Source organism: Rhodococcus kronopolitis, assembly GCF_042654025.1.
GTDB classification, from domain to species: domain Bacteria; phylum Actinomycetota; class Actinomycetes; order Mycobacteriales; family Mycobacteriaceae; genus Rhodococcus_G; species Rhodococcus_G kronopolitis.
Genome location: NZ_JBHSFO010000003.1, coordinates 198,951 through 215,847, shown reverse-complemented (window position 1 = coordinate 215,847; position 16,897 = coordinate 198,951). Strand labels below are relative to the sequence as shown.

The 16,897-nt window shown below is 70.4% G+C and carries 18 protein-coding genes; 11 read left to right on the top strand and 7 right to left on the bottom strand.

What is annotated here, in order from left to right; genetic code table 11:
• Nucleotides 1–9: 9 nt before the first annotated feature.
• Genes cydB through cydC form a run of 3 tightly spaced genes read left to right on the top strand, consistent with a single transcriptional unit; the run spans nucleotide 10 to nucleotide 4,445 of the window.
• Nucleotides 10–1,053 (top strand): cytochrome d ubiquinol oxidase subunit II, encoded by a 1,044-nt coding sequence (gene cydB, locus ACFO6S_RS07635; RefSeq protein ID WP_378415620.1) that lies wholly within the window; start codon nucleotides 10–12, stop codon nucleotides 1,051–1,053.
• Nucleotides 1,054–2,766, top strand: coding sequence for a thiol reductant ABC exporter subunit CydD (gene cydD, locus ACFO6S_RS07630; RefSeq protein ID WP_378415618.1), 1,713 nt, complete (start codon nucleotides 1,054–1,056; stop codon nucleotides 2,764–2,766). It begins immediately after the preceding gene.
• Nucleotides 2,763–4,445 (top strand): thiol reductant ABC exporter subunit CydC, encoded by a 1,683-nt coding sequence (gene cydC / locus ACFO6S_RS07625; RefSeq protein ID WP_378415616.1) that lies wholly within the window; start codon nucleotides 2,763–2,765, stop codon nucleotides 4,443–4,445. Before cydD ends, cydC begins: the two co-directional genes overlap by 4 nt.
• A gap of 300 nt (nucleotides 4,446–4,745) precedes the next feature.
• Here cydC and ACFO6S_RS07620 read toward each other — a convergent pair whose 3' ends face one another.
• From ACFO6S_RS07620 to ACFO6S_RS07590, 7 genes are all read right to left on the bottom strand, one after another.
• Entirely contained in the window at nucleotides 4,746–5,435 is a 690-nt protein-coding gene (locus ACFO6S_RS07620) for a heme-binding beta-barrel domain-containing protein (protein ID WP_378415614.1), read from the bottom strand.
• A 255-nt stretch (nucleotides 5,436–5,690) separates the two neighbouring features.
• The gene (locus tag ACFO6S_RS07615) at nucleotides 5,691–5,996 is read right to left on the bottom strand and encodes a DUF1416 domain-containing protein (RefSeq protein WP_072843030.1); all 306 of its coding nucleotides are present in this window, start codon (nucleotides 5,994–5,996) and stop codon (nucleotides 5,691–5,693) included.
• A gap of 2 nt (nucleotides 5,997–5,998) precedes the next feature.
• On the bottom strand, nucleotides 5,999–6,832 hold the full coding sequence (locus tag ACFO6S_RS07610; RefSeq protein ID WP_378415612.1) for a sulfurtransferase: 834 nt from the start codon (nucleotides 6,830–6,832) through the stop codon (nucleotides 5,999–6,001).
• A 71-nt stretch (nucleotides 6,833–6,903) separates the two neighbouring features.
• Entirely contained in the window at nucleotides 6,904–7,389 is a 486-nt protein-coding gene (locus ACFO6S_RS07605; protein WP_378415610.1) for a DUF4395 domain-containing protein, read from the bottom strand.
• A gap of 130 nt (nucleotides 7,390–7,519) precedes the next feature.
• Nucleotides 7,520–7,606 carry a putative leader peptide gene (locus ACFO6S_RS07600; RefSeq protein WP_378416109.1) on the bottom strand — a complete coding sequence of 29 codons (87 nt, stop codon included), beginning with the start codon at nucleotides 7,604–7,606 and terminating at the stop codon, nucleotides 7,520–7,522.
• Between the two features lie 22 nt (nucleotides 7,607–7,628).
• Nucleotides 7,629–8,099 (bottom strand): thioredoxin family protein, encoded by a 471-nt coding sequence (locus ACFO6S_RS07595; protein ID WP_378415608.1) that lies wholly within the window; start codon nucleotides 8,097–8,099, stop codon nucleotides 7,629–7,631.
• On the bottom strand, nucleotides 8,096–8,875 hold the full coding sequence (locus tag ACFO6S_RS07590; RefSeq protein WP_378415606.1) for an LmeA family phospholipid-binding protein: 780 nt from the start codon (nucleotides 8,873–8,875) through the stop codon (nucleotides 8,096–8,098). The genes ACFO6S_RS07595 and ACFO6S_RS07590 overlap by 4 nt, the downstream gene beginning before the upstream one ends.
• Before the next feature lie 150 nt (nucleotides 8,876–9,025).
• Here ACFO6S_RS07590 and ACFO6S_RS07585 point away from each other — a divergent pair, with 150 nt between their 5' ends.
• The 8 genes from ACFO6S_RS07585 (at nucleotide 9,026) to ACFO6S_RS07550 (ending at nucleotide 16,896) form a co-directional block, all read left to right on the top strand.
• Nucleotides 9,026–9,799, top strand: a complete 774-nt coding sequence (locus ACFO6S_RS07585) for a winged helix-turn-helix transcriptional regulator (protein WP_378415604.1) — start codon at nucleotides 9,026–9,028, stop codon at nucleotides 9,797–9,799.
• A gap of 18 nt (nucleotides 9,800–9,817) precedes the next feature.
• Nucleotides 9,818–10,735, top strand: a complete 918-nt coding sequence (gene mshD / locus ACFO6S_RS07580) for a mycothiol synthase (protein WP_378415602.1) — start codon at nucleotides 9,818–9,820, stop codon at nucleotides 10,733–10,735.
• Nucleotides 10,736–10,743: 8 nt separating this feature from the next.
• A complete protein-coding gene (locus tag ACFO6S_RS07575) occupies nucleotides 10,744–11,454 on the top strand; it encodes a lysophospholipid acyltransferase family protein (RefSeq protein ID WP_378415600.1) in 711 nt (236 codons plus the stop codon).
• Between the two features lie 168 nt (nucleotides 11,455–11,622).
• Entirely contained in the window at nucleotides 11,623–12,747 is a 1,125-nt protein-coding gene (gene pstS / locus ACFO6S_RS07570) for a phosphate ABC transporter substrate-binding protein PstS (RefSeq protein WP_378415598.1), read from the top strand.
• Nucleotides 12,748–12,802: 55 nt separating this feature from the next.
• Nucleotides 12,803–13,852: a phosphate ABC transporter permease subunit PstC gene (pstC, locus tag ACFO6S_RS07565; RefSeq protein ID WP_378415596.1), complete on the top strand. Its 1,050-nt coding sequence runs from the start codon at nucleotides 12,803–12,805 to the stop codon at nucleotides 13,850–13,852.
• A 1-nt stretch (nucleotide 13,853) separates the two neighbouring features.
• The gene (gene pstA, locus ACFO6S_RS07560) at nucleotides 13,854–14,759 is read left to right on the top strand and encodes a phosphate ABC transporter permease PstA (RefSeq protein ID WP_378415594.1); all 906 of its coding nucleotides are present in this window, start codon (nucleotides 13,854–13,856) and stop codon (nucleotides 14,757–14,759) included.
• Between the two features lie 41 nt (nucleotides 14,760–14,800).
• A complete protein-coding gene (pstB, locus tag ACFO6S_RS07555) occupies nucleotides 14,801–15,577 on the top strand; it encodes a phosphate ABC transporter ATP-binding protein PstB (protein WP_378415593.1) in 777 nt (258 codons plus the stop codon).
• 107 nt (nucleotides 15,578–15,684) lie between these two features.
• A complete protein-coding gene (locus ACFO6S_RS07550; protein WP_378415591.1) occupies nucleotides 15,685–16,896 on the top strand; it encodes a trans-sulfuration enzyme family protein in 1,212 nt (403 codons plus the stop codon).
• Nucleotide 16,897 lies beyond the last annotated feature (1 nt).

Here is a 16,897-nt window from a genome sequence, read left to right as displayed (position 1 = left end):
GAGACGGTCATGGGACTTCAGGAACTCTGGTTCATCCTCATCGCGGTGCTGTTCATCGGCTACTTCGTGCTCGAGGGCTTCGACTTCGGGGTCGGCATGCTGATGCCGGTGCTGGCGCGGGGCAAGAAGGGGTCGGCCTCGCCGGACACCCGCCGTCGCGCGGTGCTCAACACCATCGGTCCGGTCTGGGACGGCAACGAGGTCTGGCTGATCACCGGTGGCGGCGCGTTGTTCGCGGCGTTCCCCGACTGGTACGCGACGCTGTTCTCGGGCTTCTACCTGCCGCTGCTGCTGATCCTGGTGGCGCTGATCGTGCGGATCTGCGCCATCGAGTACCGCGGCAAGATCGACGACCCGCGCTGGCGGGCCCGCTGCGACGTCGGCATCGCGATTGGGTCGTGGGTGCCCGCGGTGCTCTGGGGTGTCGCGTTCGCGAACATCGTCCGCGGCGTCGCGATCGACGAGAACAAGAAGGTCGTCTCCGGCTTCTTCGACCTGCTCAACCCGTACGCGCTGCTCGGCGGCGCGACCACGGCCATCGTGTTCGCGCTGCACGGCGCGGTCTTCATCGCCCTCAAGACCACGGGTGAGGTCCGCGAGGACGCGGTGAAACTCGCTTCCCGACTGTCGATTCCGGCGGTGGTGGTGGCCGGCTCGTTCGTGCTGTGGACGCAGTTGGCGCACGGCAAGGGCTGGACGTGGATCCTGGTCGCGGCGGCGGCCGCGTCACTGATCGGGGTGGTCGCGCTCACCTCGGTCGAGCGGGAGGGCTGGGCGTTCGTGCTCACCACGGTCGCGGTGATCGGTGCGGTCGGGTTGCTCTTCGGCTCCCTGTACCCGTACCTGATGCCGTCCACCATCGACGACGCCTACAGCCTGACCGTCACCAACGCGTCGTCGAGCCCGTACACGCTGAAGGTGATGACCTGGGCCGCGGCGTTCATGCTGCCGGTGGTGCTCGCCTACCAGGCCTGGACGTACTGGGTGTTCCGTCAGCGGATCTCGACTGCGCACATCCCGCCGTCGATCGGTCTGCCACTGAAGTCGCGCTAGATGTCGGTCGACACCGAGGCCGCGCCCGAGAGCTCACCACGCCGGCGCGGCCCGGTGGATCCGCGCCTGTGGCGCTACTCGCGCTCCGCCCGGGGCTACCTGTTGCTTACCGTCGGGCTCGCCCTGGTCACCGCGGCCACGGTGATCGTCTCCGCGGTGATGATCGGGACGGTGCTGGCCGGGGTGATCACCGACCCGGGCGCCCGCACCGTCGGAGCGTGGCGCACCGAACTGGCCGTGCTGGCCGCCGCGGTGCTGGTGCGGACCGGATCCACCTGGGCGCATGCACGATTCGCGCACCGGTCGGCGTCCCGGGTGATCGGCGAACTCAAGGGCGAGGTGCTCGGGGTGGCGACGGAGATGTCGCCGCGCGAGCTGGATCCGCGCCGCGACGAGTTGGCGACGGTGCTGACCCGCGGGATCGAGGGGCTGCGGGACTACCTCACCGGCTACCTGCCGGCGCTGCTGCTCGCGGTCACCGTCACCCCGGTGGCGTTGCTGGTGATCGCGCTGACCGACGTCACCTCCGCGGTGATCGTGGTGGTGACGCTGCCGCTGATCCCGGTCTTCATGATCCTGATCGGGCTGCTGACCCGCGGCAAGGCCGATGCCTCGCTCCGCACCATGACCGCGCTGTCCGGGCAGTTGCTGGACCTGCTCGCCGGCCTGCCGACGCTGCGGGCGCTTGGCCGCGAGCGCGGGCCTGCCGACCGGGTGCGTGAACTCGGCGACGCGCACCGGCGCACCACGATGGCGTCGCTGCGGGTGGCATTCCTGTCCTCGATGGTGCTCGAACTGCTGGCCACCCTCAGCGTCGCGCTGATCGCGGTGAGCATCGGGCTGCGGCTGGTGTACGGGAACATGGGCCTGCGCGACGGGGTGGTCGCGCTGATCCTGGCCCCCGAGGTGTACCTGCCGCTGCGGATGGTCGGCGCCCAGTTCCACGCCGCCGAGGACGGAAAGGCGGCCGCGGACAAGGCGTTCGGCGTGCTCGACGAGCAGCGCGCCGCCCCGGTCGGCGGCTCGGTGCCTGCGGCGTCGGGCGCGGTCACGCTGCGAGGGGTGGGCGTTCGCTCCCGTGGCGGCTGGGCCCCTCGGGGCCTGGACGTGACCGCGGAACCCGGTCGGGTGACCGTGCTGACCGGTGCGAACGGCTCCGGCAAGTCGACTGCCCTGCAACTGATCCTCGGGCTGGCGGACGCCGACGAGGGCGAGGTGTTGGTGGGCGCGACGCCGGTGCGCGACCTCGACGCCGCGGACTGGTGGCGCCGGGTGGGCTGGTTGCCCCAGCATCCGGTGCTGATCCCGGGCACGCTGCGGGAGAATCTCGAACTCACCGGCCCGGTCGCCGCGAGCGAGGCGGATCTTGTGAAGTCCTGCGCGGCAACCGGTTTCGACGAGGTTCTCGAGGAGCTGCCGGACGGCTGGGACACCGTGGTGGGGACCGGGGGACTGGGACTGTCGGTGGGCCAGCGGCAACGACTGGCGCTGACCCGGGTGCTGCTCTCCCCGGCGCCGGTCCTGCTGCTCGACGAGCCGACCGCCCACCTCGACGCGGCGACGGAGGCGAAGGTGCTGGCGTCGTTGCGCGCCCAGGCGGCCCGCGGTGCGGCCGTGCTGGTGGTCGGGCACCGCCCGGCGGTCCGGGCGGCCGGCGACGCCGTGGTGACGGTCCGGGCCGACGTCACGGCGCCCGAGGAGGTGTCCGCATGAGCGATCCACTGGTGCGGGCGCTGCGGCTGCTCGAGCTGAGCCCGCGGCGGGTGCTCTACGCGGTGGCGGCCGGGGTGGCGACGCTGGGCAGCGCACTGGCGCTCGCCGCGCTGTCGGCCTGGCTGATCACCCGGGCCTGGCAGATGCCGCCGGTGCTGGACCTGACGGTCGCGGTGGTCGCGGTGCGGGCGCTCGGCATCTCACGAGGGGTGTTCCGGTACCTGGAGCGGTTGGCCACCCACGACGCGGCCCTGCGCGGCACGGTGTCGGCGCGGGCGGCGATCTACCGACGGCTGTCCGAGGGCGACCCGGCCGCGTCGGCCGGGCTGCGTCGCGGGGACCTGCTCGCGCGCACCGGCGGCGACGTCGACGCGCTCGGGGACGTGGTGGTGCGTGCGCTGATCCCGATCGCCGTCGCCGTGGTGCTCGCGCTCACCGCCGTCGGTGGGTTGGCGCTGATCTCGCCTGCCGCCGCGCTCCTGCTGGCGGTCGCGCTGGCGGTCTCGGGGGTGGCCGCACCGGTGCTCTCGGCGCGGGCGGCGAGAATGGCGGAGGCGGACGGCGCGCTCGCGTCCGCGCGGTTCAGCGAGACCGCGGTGCTCGCGCTCGACCACGCCGCGGAACTGCGGGTGGCCGGCCGGCTGGCGGAGACGGTGCGCCGGGCCGGCGACTGGGAACGGCGCGAGATCCGGGCGACCGACCGGGCCGCGGTGCCGTCCGCCTTCGCCGCCGCCGCGACGCCGCTCGCGATCGGGGCGAGTGTGCTCGGGGCGCTGCTGATCGGCATCGTCGCGTACGGCCCGGACGGCGGAGCGCCGGGCGAGATGACGCCGATGTCGCTGGCGATCCTGGTGCTGTTGCCGCTCGCCGCGTTCGAGGCGACGGGCGCGTTGCCCGCCGCGGCGGTGGCGTTGACCCGGGCGCGGATCGCGTCGGGCCGGATCATGGCGCTGCTGGACCGGGCGGGTGACGCCCCGGCCGCTGGTGGCGTCCCGGTGACCCCACCGGTGCACCTCCGGGCGACCGCCCTGCGCAGCGGCTGGCCGGGCGGCATCCCCACCGACGCGTTGGACCTGGACCTGCCGCCGGGATCCCGCGTCGCGGTGGTCGGGCCCAGCGGCGCAGGCAAGACGACCCTGCTGATGACCCTCGCCGGCCTGCTCGCCCCGGTTTCGGGTGCCGTGACCGTCAACTCGGTGCCCGCCGCCGAGCTCGACCAGGCGCAGCTGCGCGCGGCCGTCGGGTTCTTCGCCGAGGACGCGCACCTGTTCGAGACCTCGCTGCTCGAGAACCTGCGGGTGGCGCGCGGCGACGTCGGCGAGGCCGAGGCGACGGCGACGCTCGAGTCGGTCGGCCTGGGTCCGTGGGTCGCGGAGCTGCCGGACGGCCTGCACACCGTGCTCGCGGCGGGCGGCCGGTCGCTGTCCGGCGGGCAACGGCGACGGCTGCTGCTGGCGCGGGCGCTCCTCTCACCGGCCCGGGTGCTGCTGCTCGACGAGCCGACCGAGCATCTCGACGCGGCGGAGGGTGCGGCGCTGCTGCACGGGCTGCTGGACCGGGACTCGGAGCTGGTGGCGCCGGACCGCACGGTGGTGGTGGTGACCCATCAGCTGCCGTCGGACACCGTCGCGGACGCGGTGCTGCGGGTCGAGGCGATAAATCGATTGCCGGTCCGCTGACCTCGGCGTACCTTCGGCGGTACACGAGAGAGGAGGTGGTCTGAAGTTGAGTATGACAAGGACGCGTGAGGTGACTGCCAGCTAGCCGCTTGTCGCTGACGGAGTTCGACCCCCGCGAGAGCGGCCGGCGAATCCCAGGCAGCCACCCGGCCCCCGAGCCCCCGGTCGAGTCCGACCGGGACCGTGACGACAAGCGTCCGTCGCGGTACGGCCCGGGGGCCGCTCCATGTCGGGGCCACGGGGTCGGCAGGCGCGGGTCGTGACGGGGCCAGGACCCGCGGGCCGAGAGGTGCGGGCTGGTCAGCCGATGTAGCGGGCGAGCCGGGCGGAGAGGTGCGGCTTGAGCGGGCCGTCGGCGAGGATGCGCTCCTCGACGTAGGCGAGGTCGCCGCCCTCGACAATGCCGTAGAGGCGCTTGGCGCCGCCGACCATCGCCCCGTGCTTGCTGCGGATGACCACGTCGGTGGCCAGTTCCCAGCTGGACTGGGTGAGCGCCTGGCCGTAGTACAGCTCGACGACTCCGGAGGCGTGGGTGAGCAGCAGTTCGACGGTCTCCTCGTCGACGCTGCCGGGGATGCCGTCGCCGCTGACCCGCCAGAACCCGCTCTCGCGCAGGTCCGGGACGGTGTACTGGCCGTCGAGATCCAGCCGCCAGGAGCGGGACTCCCAGGAGAGGTAGTTCCCGCCGTCGTGCGAGACCACGACCTGCTGACCGAAGCGGTACTCGCCGTCGAGGTCGTTTCCCTCGCCCTCGCCGCGCCACACGCCGACCAGCGGCAGCAGCGCGAGCAGGCCCGGGTGCAGGTCGGGGCCGAGCCGCAGGTTCGCGGTGTCCTCGGGCAGCGGCAGGCCGGGCAGCACCGGGATGTTGCGCCCGGCGGTGTCCTTGGCACGCTCGATGGCCTCGGACACGGCCCGGTCACCGGAGCCGCGCTGAACCGACAGTTCGTCGGGAGACGAACCGTCCTCGGGAACGTCGGCGGGACTCATGACCCGTCGGTGACCACTCGGTACACGACGTAGAGCGAGAACCAGGTAATCAGAATGGCTGCGAGCACCAGCAGCACCTCAAAGAAAATGACCACGAGGGTGATTCTAGCCCTCGGCGCCGGACTCGCCCGACGAGGGTCGGCCGTGCGCGCCGACCCCGCCGGCGGCCAAATCGCGCGCCCGCGCGGGTGACCCACGACGCAGCACGGCCCCGCACCGGAGGAACCGGGGCGGGGCCGTGACGAACGGGCCGTCCTACTTGCTGACGGTGATGTCCACGTTGTGGATTCCGCTGCCCTCGGGGGAGAGGGTGGTGTCGCCGTTGCCGGTGCTGGACAGTGCGCGCACGGTCCAGGTTCCGGGGGCGGCGAAGAAGCGGAAGTCGCCGGTGCCGGACGCGACGACCTCGGCGGTGAACTCGCCGGTGCCGTCGAGCAGGCGGACGAATGCGCCGCCGACGGGCTGGCCGTCAGCGCTCAGCACGCGACCGGTGATGACGGTTTCCTTCTCGACGTTCACGCCGGAAGGCAGGGTCTGACCCTGAACAGGTGCTCCGCACATATTTATGCTCCCAATTCGATCGGTGCGCCGACGAGAGAGCCGTACTCGACCCAGCTGCCGTCGTAGTTCTTGACATTGCTCTTGCCGAGGATCTCCTGCAACACGAACCAGGTGTGGCTCGAGCGCTCGCCGATGCGGCAGTAGGCGATGGTCTCGCGGCTGTCGTCGAAACCCTTGTCCGCGTACAGCTTCGCCAGGTCGTCGTCCGACTTGAAGGTGCCGTCCTCGTTGGCAGTGGTGCTCCACGGGATGTTGATGGCCCCGGGGACGTGGCCGCGCTGCTGCGCCTGCTCCTGCGGCAGGTGCGCCGGCGCGAGGATCTTGCCGGAGAACTCGTCGGGGGAGCGCACGTCGACCAGGTTCTTGGTGCCGATGGCGTTGATGACCTCGTCGCGGAACGCGCGGATCGAGGTGTCCGGCTCGGCGGCCTTGTAGTCGGTGGCCTCGCGGGTCACGGTGGCGGCGGAGAGCGGACGTCCGTCGAGCTCCCACTTCTTGCGACCGCCGTCGATCAGCTTGATGTCCTGGTGGCCGTACAGCTTGAAGTACCAGTACGCGTACGCCGCGAACCAGTTGTTGTTGCCGCCGTACAGCACGACGGTGTCGTCGTTGGCGATTCCCTTGGCCGAGAGCAGCTCCGAGAACTGCTCACGGTTGAGGAAGTCGCGACGGACGGCGTCCTGCAGGTCCTTGCGCCAGTCGAGCTTGACCGCGCCTTCGATGTGGCCGCCGTCGTAGGCCGAGGCGTCTTCGTCGACCTCGACGAAGACCGTCTTCGGTGCGGAGAGATTCTGCTCGGCCCAGTCGGCTGAGACCAGGACGTCGGAGCGAGCCATGGTTTTCCTTTCGGTTCTTCTACTTGGGTCTGTGGGGTGGCGCGGGCTGTGCCGGGACGGGTGGTCGGGGTCTAGGCAGCGGGCCTGGCCGGCCCGCGGAAGCGGGCCACGAGTGGGTAGAGCTGGCAGCCGAGGCACACGCCGAAGGCGGCGTTGAGCAGCGCGGCGAAGAGCGCGAAGCCGGTTGCCACCGTGCCGAGCAGCGTCAGGCCGGTCAGGAAACCGGCGACACCGACGACGGCGAAGGCGAGGCCGACCAGTTGGGCGAACTTCAGCGGGGCCGCCGGTTCGCGTTCGGTGGCCGGGGACAGTCGCGGTGCGACCAGTCGGGCGAAGAGCGCACCGTACGGGCTGCGGCGCGGGCCGAGGGCGGCGCCGAGTCCGAAGACCACGGCCTGCGCGGCGAGCAGCAGGCCGGCCGCGACCGCGGAAACGGTGGACAGCGCCAGGACCGCCACCAGCACGGCGGTGGTCACCCAGGCGGCGAAACGGGGTCCCCGGACGTCGACGCCTGCGGCGGTCGGTGCGGTGGTGGGACGGGTGGTGGAGGTGGGCATCGAAGGTTGCTCCTGCGCTCTAACGGTTGCCTCGAGAATTGCGAAACCAGGGCGAAGTTCCAATCATCACGGCGCGAGGCTCAGGGCAGGAACTGCCGGGAAATGAGCGAGAACGCGATAGCCCGTGCGATCAGTGGCAGGGACAGCAACAGCCCCCGAGGCGGCACAGGTCTACTGCGCGGCGTCGGGTGAGCATCAGCTCTTGGCGTGTGTGCACGGTCACGACCTTACCTGTTTTTTCAGGGATTCGAAGTCCCGGGGTCGCACAGCGGTGTAAGCGCAGCCTCGAGATCGGTGGCCGCCGGCACCCCGGACACCCGGTACCGCTGCGTCAGCGCGGAGTCGAAGAGGAAGGTCGTCGGCAGTGACAGTACGCCGAGTTCCTTTGCCAGGGCCGGGTTCTTGTCGATGTCCACCTCGACCTCGACGGCCCGGGCGAGGTTCGGCGCCAGGCGGGTGTCGAGGTTCCCCAGCACCTGGTGGATCACCCGTCGCACCGCCGCGCACGGACCGCACCAGTCGGCGGAGAAGTGCAGCACCGTCGGGCCTGCGCCGCCGAGGACCCCGGCCTCGGTGAGCAGCGTGCGCCGGTTCTCGCTGACCGCCGGGGCGGCTTCGGTCTCGCGCACGGTGCCGGCTCGGGCCCGCAGCAGGGCCCCGACCACCAGGGCGGCCACCAGGACCGCCACCAGCACCACGATCGCGGTCACGGCGTCTGCAACTCGTCGAGGCCGATCACGACGTTCTCGCCGGCACCCTCGATCACCAGCTGGGAACCTTCGGCGTACACCTTGTTCGGGACCACGCCGAACGGCAGCTGCTGCGAGTCGATGGTCCGGGTGAACAGTCCGAGCACCGTCGGCTTGAGCACCTGCGGGACCGTGAAGTCGACGCGGCCCTCGGGGCCGAAGTAGAGGTCGGTGGCGACGACCTTGACGTTCGAGCCGTCGAGGACCAGGTCGGCCTGCACGCTGACGCTGGCGCGCACCGGACCGACCGGCACGGTGCCGGTGAGCACGACGCCGCCGGAGGTGGTCATCCCGGAGCCGCCCGAGCCGCCGGTGCCGTCGGACCGGTCGGCGGGCGGCGCGGAGACCTGCAGGTCAGGGATGCCCAGGAAGGTGCCGAGTTCGGTGGCGTCGATCAGGACCCGGCCGTCGAGGTGGTCGACGGGCACCGTCGTGACGGTGCCGTCGATCAGGTCGGACATCGGGATCCGGACGCCGCGCAGGTTCGCCTCGACGGTGACCTCGCCGACGACGTTGCTGTTCACGTCCTGGGCGCGGATCTCCACGTTCGAGTACTTGCCGGACGCCGCCTGGGTGAGGAACGGGAACCCGGTGATGGTCACGGAGGGGTCGGCGGTGAGCTCCCCGCCTGCGCGCAGCGCTCGGGACACCCGGTACTCGGAGTAGGCGGCCGCGCCGAAGTCGACGATCACGAGGAGCGCCAGCAGGCTCACGACGGCGAGTATCAGTTTGCGCACCGCACCATTGTGACGGACCCCGCGTGGTGCTGGTGGCAGTGCCCATGGCGTCGGGCGCGCTAGTCTGTCCCGAAGGTAACGCGCCACTGTCGTCGCGTGCTCGGCACATCAACGTGCTCAGGCACATGAACGACGAGAGGGGAAGTCCGCATGGAGCTACTCCTGTTGACCTCCGACCCGAATCCGGAAGCCGTCCTGCCCTCGCTCGCGCTGCTGGCGCACACGCTCCGTCCGGCCCCGACCGCGGTGTCGTCTCTCCTGGAGGCGGGGTCCGCGGATGTGGCCCTGGTGGACGCCCGCACCGACCTGGCGGCCGCCCGTGGACTGTGTCGGCTGCTCGGCAGCACCGGCACGGCGATCCCGGTGGTCGCCGTGGTCACCGAGGGCGGCCTGGTCGCGGTGAGTCCGGAGTGGGGTCTGGACGACATCCTGCTGCCGGGGACCGGACCCGCCGAACTCGACGCGCGGCTGCGCCTGCTGGTCGGCCGCAGCGGCGGGCTGGTCAGCCCGGAGGCCGCGGGCAAGATCACGCTCGGCGAGCTGACGATCGACGAGGGCACCTACACCGCACGACTGCGGGGCCGGCCGCTCGACCTCACCTACAAGGAGTTCGAGCTGCTCAAGTACCTCGCGCAGCATTCCGGCCGGGTCTTCACCCGGGCGCAACTGCTGCAGGAGGTGTGGGGCTACGACTTCTTCGGCGGCACCCGTACGGTCGACGTGCACGTGCGACGGCTGCGCGCCAAGCTCGGACCGGAGTACGAGGCGCTGATCGGCACCGTCCGCAACGTCGGCTACAAGGCGGTCCGGCCCAGCCGGAAGTCCGGCGTCGACGCAGGCGCGGAGGGCGCCGTGGCGGCCGCCGAGTTCGAGGAGAACGTGCAGATCGCCGAGCCGACGCAGGCAACCGAGACGGCGCAGTAGAGACGGAGACCGCGGCACATGGACGAGTTCGACCTCAGCAGCCCGCCCAGGCTCTCGAGCGAGCAGCAGGCGCAGGTTCGCGCGTTGCTCGACCGGGCCACCGCGGTCGACGGCACCGCGCCGGTCTCCGAGCAGGCGGTGCACAACCTGGCCGCAGACCCGCCGGTCGGGCACCTGCTGGCCGACCGCGCCGGGGTGGTCGTCGGCTACGCGGGGATCGAGCCGGCCCGCGACGAGCACCCGGCGATGGCCGAGGTCGCCGTCGACCCCGACTTCCGCGGCCGTGGGATCGGCCGGGCGCTGGTCGCCGCCGCGCTGGCCGCGGGTGGCGACGGCACCCGGGTGTGGGCGCACGGCGACCTGCCTGCCGCCCGCGCGGTCGCGTCGCGGCTCGGCCTCAGGCCGGCCCGCGAGCTGTTGCAGCTGCGTCGAGCGCTCGACGCCCCGGAGCTGCCCGACGTGCCGACACCCGACGGCGTCGTCCTGCGCACCTATGCGGGGTCCGCCGACGACGCGGAGCTGCTGCGGGTCAACGCCGCCGCCTTCGACTGGCATCCCGAGCAGGGCGCGTGGACGCAGAGCGAGATCGACGAGCGGGTGGCCGAGCCGTGGTTCGACCCGGCGGGGTTGTTCATCGCCGCCGATGCCGGAACCGGCGCGATGCTCGGCTTCCACTGGACGAAGGTGCATCCGGCGTCCGCGGACGGTCCGGCGATCGGCGAGGTCTACGTGGTGGCAATCGATCCGGCAGCGCAGGGCCGTGGCCTAGGGCGTCTGCTCACCGTGGCCGGGCTGCGGTACCTTCGCGAGCGCGGGCTCGGTTCTGTGCTGCTGTACACCGAGGCCGACAATGCCGCGGCTCTGCACACGTACGACCGACTCGCCTTCGGTCGCTTCCACGTGGACGTCGCGTACACCGACTCCGAAGGGGAGTAGATGCTCTGATGTTCTACTGGTTGTTGAAGTACGTGTTCATCGGGCCGTTGATCGCACTGATCAATCGACCGAAAGTCGAAGGGGTGGAGAACATCCCGACCGACGGCCCCGCGATCCTGGCAGGTAACCACCTCTCCGTCGCGGACTGGCTGTTCGCCCCGCTGGCGTCGCCGCGGCGGATCACCTACCTGGCCAAGAGCGAGTACTTCACGACCCCCGGATTCAAGGGCACCCTGCAGCGCTGGTTCTACAGCGGCGCCGGCCAGGTGCCGATCGACCGCAGCGGCGCCGATGCCGCGCAGTCGGCGCTCGCCACCGCGCGAGGGCTGCTCGACCAGGGCAAGCTGGTGGGCCTGTTCCCGGAGGGCACCCGCTCCCCGGACGGCCGGCTGTACAAGGGCAAGACCGGGATGGCCCGGGTGGCACTGGCCACCGGCATCCCGGTGATCCCGGTGGCGGTCATCGGCACCGGGGAGGTCTGCCCTCCCGGACCGTTCCGCTGGCGTCGTCGCCGGGTGCAGATCAAGTTCGGCGCGCCCCTCGACTTCTCTCGCTTCGAGGGCATGAGCGGCAACCGTTGGGTGGAGCGCGCGGTCACCGACGAGGTGATGTACGAGCTGATGCAGATGTCCGGGCAGGAGTACGTCGACGTCTACGCGTCCTCGCTGAAGAACGCGAAGCCCGACGATGTCGAGGGGGCGCGCCCGTCCGCGGCGTGATCTGCGACACCGCCCGGCAGGTGTTCACCTTGCGTTCACCTCGCCGGGTCCGGCTGGCCACCACCACCCCCTAACTTTCTCGGTGGGCAGCGACACGCTGCCCGGTGCATCGAACTGCGCCTCGAGTCTGACGCCCGACAGGGCGTGATGGTCCCCGGAGGATTCAGCGTGAACTTCAAGCGCAGTGGTGCGGTACTCGGCGCGGTGGCGATCGGAGCCATGGCCCTGACCGCGTGCGGCAGTGACAACAACTCCGCCAGCAACACCACCACGGTGAACAGCGCGGCCTCGAACGCCAGCTGTGAGGGCAAGAGCACGCTGTCCGCCGCCGGCTCGTCCGCCCAGAAGAACGCGATGGACGCCTTCGCCTCGACCTACATCGCGGTGTGCACGGACAAGGGCAAGGACGTCAAGGTCGCCTACAACCCCAGCGGTTCGGGCGACGGGCGCACCCAGTTCATCGCCAAGCAGATCGACTTCGCCGGTTCGGACTCCGCCATCAAGGGCGATCAGGCCGCGGCGGCCAAGGAGCGGTGCGCCGGCAACGACGCCTGGAACCTGCCGCTGGTCTTCGGCCCCGTCGCGATCGCCTACAACCTCGACGGCGTAGAGGACCTGACCCTCAACGGCGAGACGCTCGCCAAGATCTTCAGCGGCGGCATCACCAAGTGGAACGACCCGGCGATCGCCGCCCTCAACAGCGGCGTCAGCCTGCCGGACGAGCCGATCGTCCCGATCGTCCGCTCGGACTCCTCGGGCACCACCGACAACTTCCAGCAGTACCTGACCACCGCCTCGGGCGGCGCGTGGACCAAGGGTGCCGGCTCCGACTTCGTCGGCGGCGTCGGCGAGGGCGCGAAGGGCTCGGCGGGTGTGTCGCAGGCCGTGGCAGGCGCGCCCGGCTCGATCACCTACGTCGAGAAGTCCTTCGCGGACCAGAACAAGCTGGCGAAGGCGCAGATCGACACCGGCGCGGGCCCGGTCGCGCTGACCGAGGAGACCGCGGGCAAGGCGATCAGCGGCGCCACGTTCAAGAACGAGGGCACCGGCGACCTGTCGCTCGACCTGAACTCGATCTTCGGCACCTCCGAGCCGGGTGCGTACCCGCTGGTGCTGGCGACCTACGAGATCGTCTGCTCGAAGGGCTACGACGCCGACACCTCGGCGGCCGTGAAGTCGTTCCTGACCAGCGCCGCCGGTGAGGGACAGGCCGACCTGGCCGCGCAGGGCTACGTTCCGCTGCCCGCCACGGTGCAGGACAAGCTGACCGCGTCCATCGCCGCCATCGGCTGAGTTTCCCCGAATCGGACTCCGCTCTATATTCACAACAGGAAGATTGCGAGCGCAGATGAGCGACGCGCCAGCCCAGTCGGCACCTCTCGCCCCCGGCCCCGGTGACGCCGGGGCCGGGGTGGGGGGTCCGCACGGAACACCGGAGGATCCGATCACTTCGTCACCCAAGGCCCCCGCAAAGACGGTGACCCGTCCGGGCGACCGGATCTTCACCACGCTGGCGTCGGGGTCGGCGGTGTTCATCACGGTCCTGATCGGTGCGATCGGGGTGTTCCTGATCTGGCGGGCGGTGCCCGCGCTCTCGCGCAACGAGGCGAACTTCCTCACCAGCAGCGTCTGGAACACCGACAACATCGCCCACATGGCGTTCGGCATCCTGGACCTGCTCCAGGTCACCGTGCTGGTGTCGCTGTTCGCACTGGTGCTGGCGATGCCGGTGGCGTTGGGCATCGCGATCTTCCTGACCCAGTACTCGCCCAAGCGGCTGGCCAGGCCGCTGGCCTACGTGATCGACCTGCTCGCGGCGGTGCCGTCGATCGTCTACGGACTCTGGGGCATGCTGATCTTCGCGCCCGCGATCCGGCCGCTGGCGGTCTGGCTCAACGAGAACCTGGCCTGGATCCCGCTGTTCGCCACCGGTTCCGGCTCGGTCCGCGGCGGCGGCACCATCTTCACCGCGGGCATCGTGCTGGCGGTGATGATCCTGCCGATCATCACCGCGGTCACCCGCGAGGTGTTCACCCAGACCCCGACCGCGCACATCGAGGCGGCACTGGCGCTGGGCGCGACCAAGTGGGAGGTCGTCAAGACCACCGTGATCCCGTTCGGCAAGTCCGGCTACGTCAGCGGCTCGATGCTCGGACTGGGCCGCGCCCTCGGCGAGACGATGGCGCTGTACATGATCCTGCGCACCACCTCGAAGGAGTTCGGCTGGTCGCTGTTCGACACCGGCTCCACCCTCGCCTCGAAGATCGCCCTCGGCTACGCGGAGTTCAACAACAACATCCAGGCCGGCGCCTACATCGCGGCGGGTCTGGTGCTGTTCGTGCTGACCTTCCTGGTCAACGCCGCGGCCCGCGCCGCCATCGCCGGAAAGAAGGACTGACATGACGGCGACTCTGGACCGTCCGGTCAAGAAGCCCACCTTCCAGGGCGTCAGCGGTCGGCGCCGCGTCACCGACGTGATGGCCCGCGTGCTGGTCACCGGCTCGGTGCTGCTGGCGCTGGTGCCGCTGGTGTGGGTGCTGGTCACCGTGATCGCCAAGGGCCTGCCCGCGCTGACGAGCGCCACCTGGTTCACCAACTCCCTCAACGGGCTGTCGGCGTCGGCCGAGGGCGGCGGCATCTACCACGCGTTGATCGGCACCATCCTGCAGGGACTGGTGTGCGCGGTGCTCTCGATCCCGATCGGCCTGTTCGTCGCGGTGTACCTGGTGGAGTACGCGAACGGTTCGCGGCTCGGCCGGCTGACCACCTTCATGGTCGACATCCTCAGCGGTGTCCCGTCGATCGTGGCGGCGCTGTTCATCTACGCGCTCTGGATCGCGACGTTCGGGTTCCCGAAGTCCGCGTTCGCGGTGTCGTTGGCGCTGGTGCTGCTGATGGTGCCGGTCGTCATCCGCAGCACCGAGGAGATGCTGCGGATCGTCCCGCAGGACCTGCGCGAGGCGTCGTTCGCGTTGGGCGTGCCGAAGTGGAAGACGATCATGCGGATCGTGATCCCGACCGCGCTGCCCGGCATCATCACCGGCGTCATGCTGGCGCTGGCCCGGGTGCTCGGCGAGACCGCGCCGCTGCTGATCCTGGTCGGCTACGCGCCGTTCATCAACTTCGACATGTTCAACGGCGAGATGGGCTCGCTGCCCGGCGTGATGGTCGCCGAGATGAACAACCCGACGCCCGCAGGCGCCAACCGGATCTGGGGCGCCGCCCTGACCCTCATCCTGCTCATCGCGGTGCTCAACATCGCGGCCAAGGCGATCGGGCACCTGTCCCGCGTGCGGAGCAAGTGACCCAATGACCTTCTCGATCACCGATTTCCGAGGGAGCCACCATGGCCAAGCGTCTTGACCTCAAAGACGTCAACATCTACTACGGCAAGTTCCACGCCGTCGCGGACGTAGGCCTGTCCGTGCCGCCGCGCAACGTGACCGCCTTCATCGGCCCGTCCGGCTGCGGCAAGTCCACGGTGCTGCGCTCGCTCAACCGCATGCACGAGGTCACCCCGGGTGCCCGGGTCGAGGGCGCGATCCTGCTCGACGGCGAGGACATCTACGGCTCGACGGTGGACCCGGTGGGGGTGCGGCGGACCATCGGCATGGTGTTCCAGCGGCCCAACCCGTTCCCCACCATGTCGATCCGCGACAACGTGGTCGCCGGGCTGAAGCTGCAGGGGATGCGCAACAAGGGCGAGCTCAACGACATCGCCGAGCGGTCGCTGCGCGGCGCCAACCTGTGGAACGAGGTCAAGGACCGCCTCGACAAGCCGGGCGGCGGGCTCTCGGGTGGCCAGCAGCAGCGTCTGTGCATCGCGCGCGCGATCGCGGTCTCCCCGGACGTGCTGCTGATGGACGAGCCGTGTTCGGCGTTGGACCCGATCTCGACGCTGGCGATCGAGGACCTGATCACGGAGCTGAAGAAGGACTTCACCATCGTGATCGTCACGCACAACATGCAGCAGGCTGCGCGGGTGAGCGACCAGACCGCGTTCTTCAACCTCGAGGCCACCGGCAAGCCGGGCCGGCTCGTCGAGATCGACGACACCGAGAAGATCTTCTCCAACCCGACGCAGAAGGCCACCGAGGACTACATCTCGGGCCGCTTCGGATAGGCACTGCCAACCGTTCCGTCGAACGGGCGGTTGTCGGGTTTCGCTCTCGGGCGACGCTCCGGCAACCGCCCGTTCGTCGTCGTCCGGGCCGGACGTAGGTTGGAGCGATGACGAACGCCGACCGGTCCCGACCCGACAAGCACAGCCCCGAGACCCTCGGCGTGATGACGCAGAGCGTGCACGTCGGGAACCAGATCGACCCCGGCACCGGTGCCGTGCGGACCCCGCTGGTGCTGGCGAACTCGTACGCGCTGCCCGACGATCCCTCGCAGATGAACTGGTCGGCCACCGACGTGCTCTTCTACACGCGCAACGGCGGGGTCAACCAGGTGGCGCTGCAGCGCAAGCTCGCGGTGCTCGAGGGCGCCGAGGACGCGGTCGTCCTGGCCAGCGGCGTCGCGGCGCTGCACGCGGTGTTCTTCACCTTCCTCAAGACCGGGGACCACGTGGTCGTCGCCGACGTCACCTACGAGGCCGTGTTCCGGATGTTCACGGAACTGCTGCCCACCAAGTACGGCATCGACGTGAGCTTCGTCGACACCACCGACCTGGATGCGGTGCGTGCCGCGCTGCGCCCGGAGACCGCGCTGGTGCACATCGAGACCCCGGCGAATCCCACCACCCGGATCGCCGACGTGGCGGCCATTGCCGAGCTGGCGCACGGCGTCGGCGCGCTGCTGTCGGTCGACGCCACCTTCGCGACGCCGCTGTTGCTGCGGCCGCTCGAACTCGGCGCCGACCTGTCGGTGCACTCGCTGACCAAGTACGTCAACGGCCACGGCGACGCGATGGGCGGATCGGTCTCCGGGTCGCGGGAGCTGATCGAGAAGATCAAGACCGAGGCGATGGTCGACGTGGGCGGGGTGATGAGCCCGTTCAACGCCTGGCTGATCAACCGCGGCATGGTCACCCTGCCGCTGCGCATGCGTCAGCACAATGCCAACGCGCAGGCCGTGGCGGAGTTCCTCGAGTCCGATCCGAGGGTCGCGTTCGTGGCCTACCCGGGGTTGCCCTCACACCCCCAGCACGAGTTGGCGGCGCGGCAGATGCGGGGCGGGTTCGGCGGGATGCTCGCCTTCGCGCTGCGGGGCGACCCGGACGACCACAACCGGTTCGTCTCGAACCTCCGGGTGATCACCTCGGCGGTGTCCCTGGGCCACGACGAATCCCTGATCGTGCACGTGTCGAACACCGGTCCGCGGGTGCCTGCGTACCCGGAGGAGTTCCGGACCCTGGGACACCTGCGCTTCTCGGTGGGGCTCGAGGACTCCGAGGACATCATCGCCGACCTCCGGGCGGCGTTGGACGCGACGTTCTGAC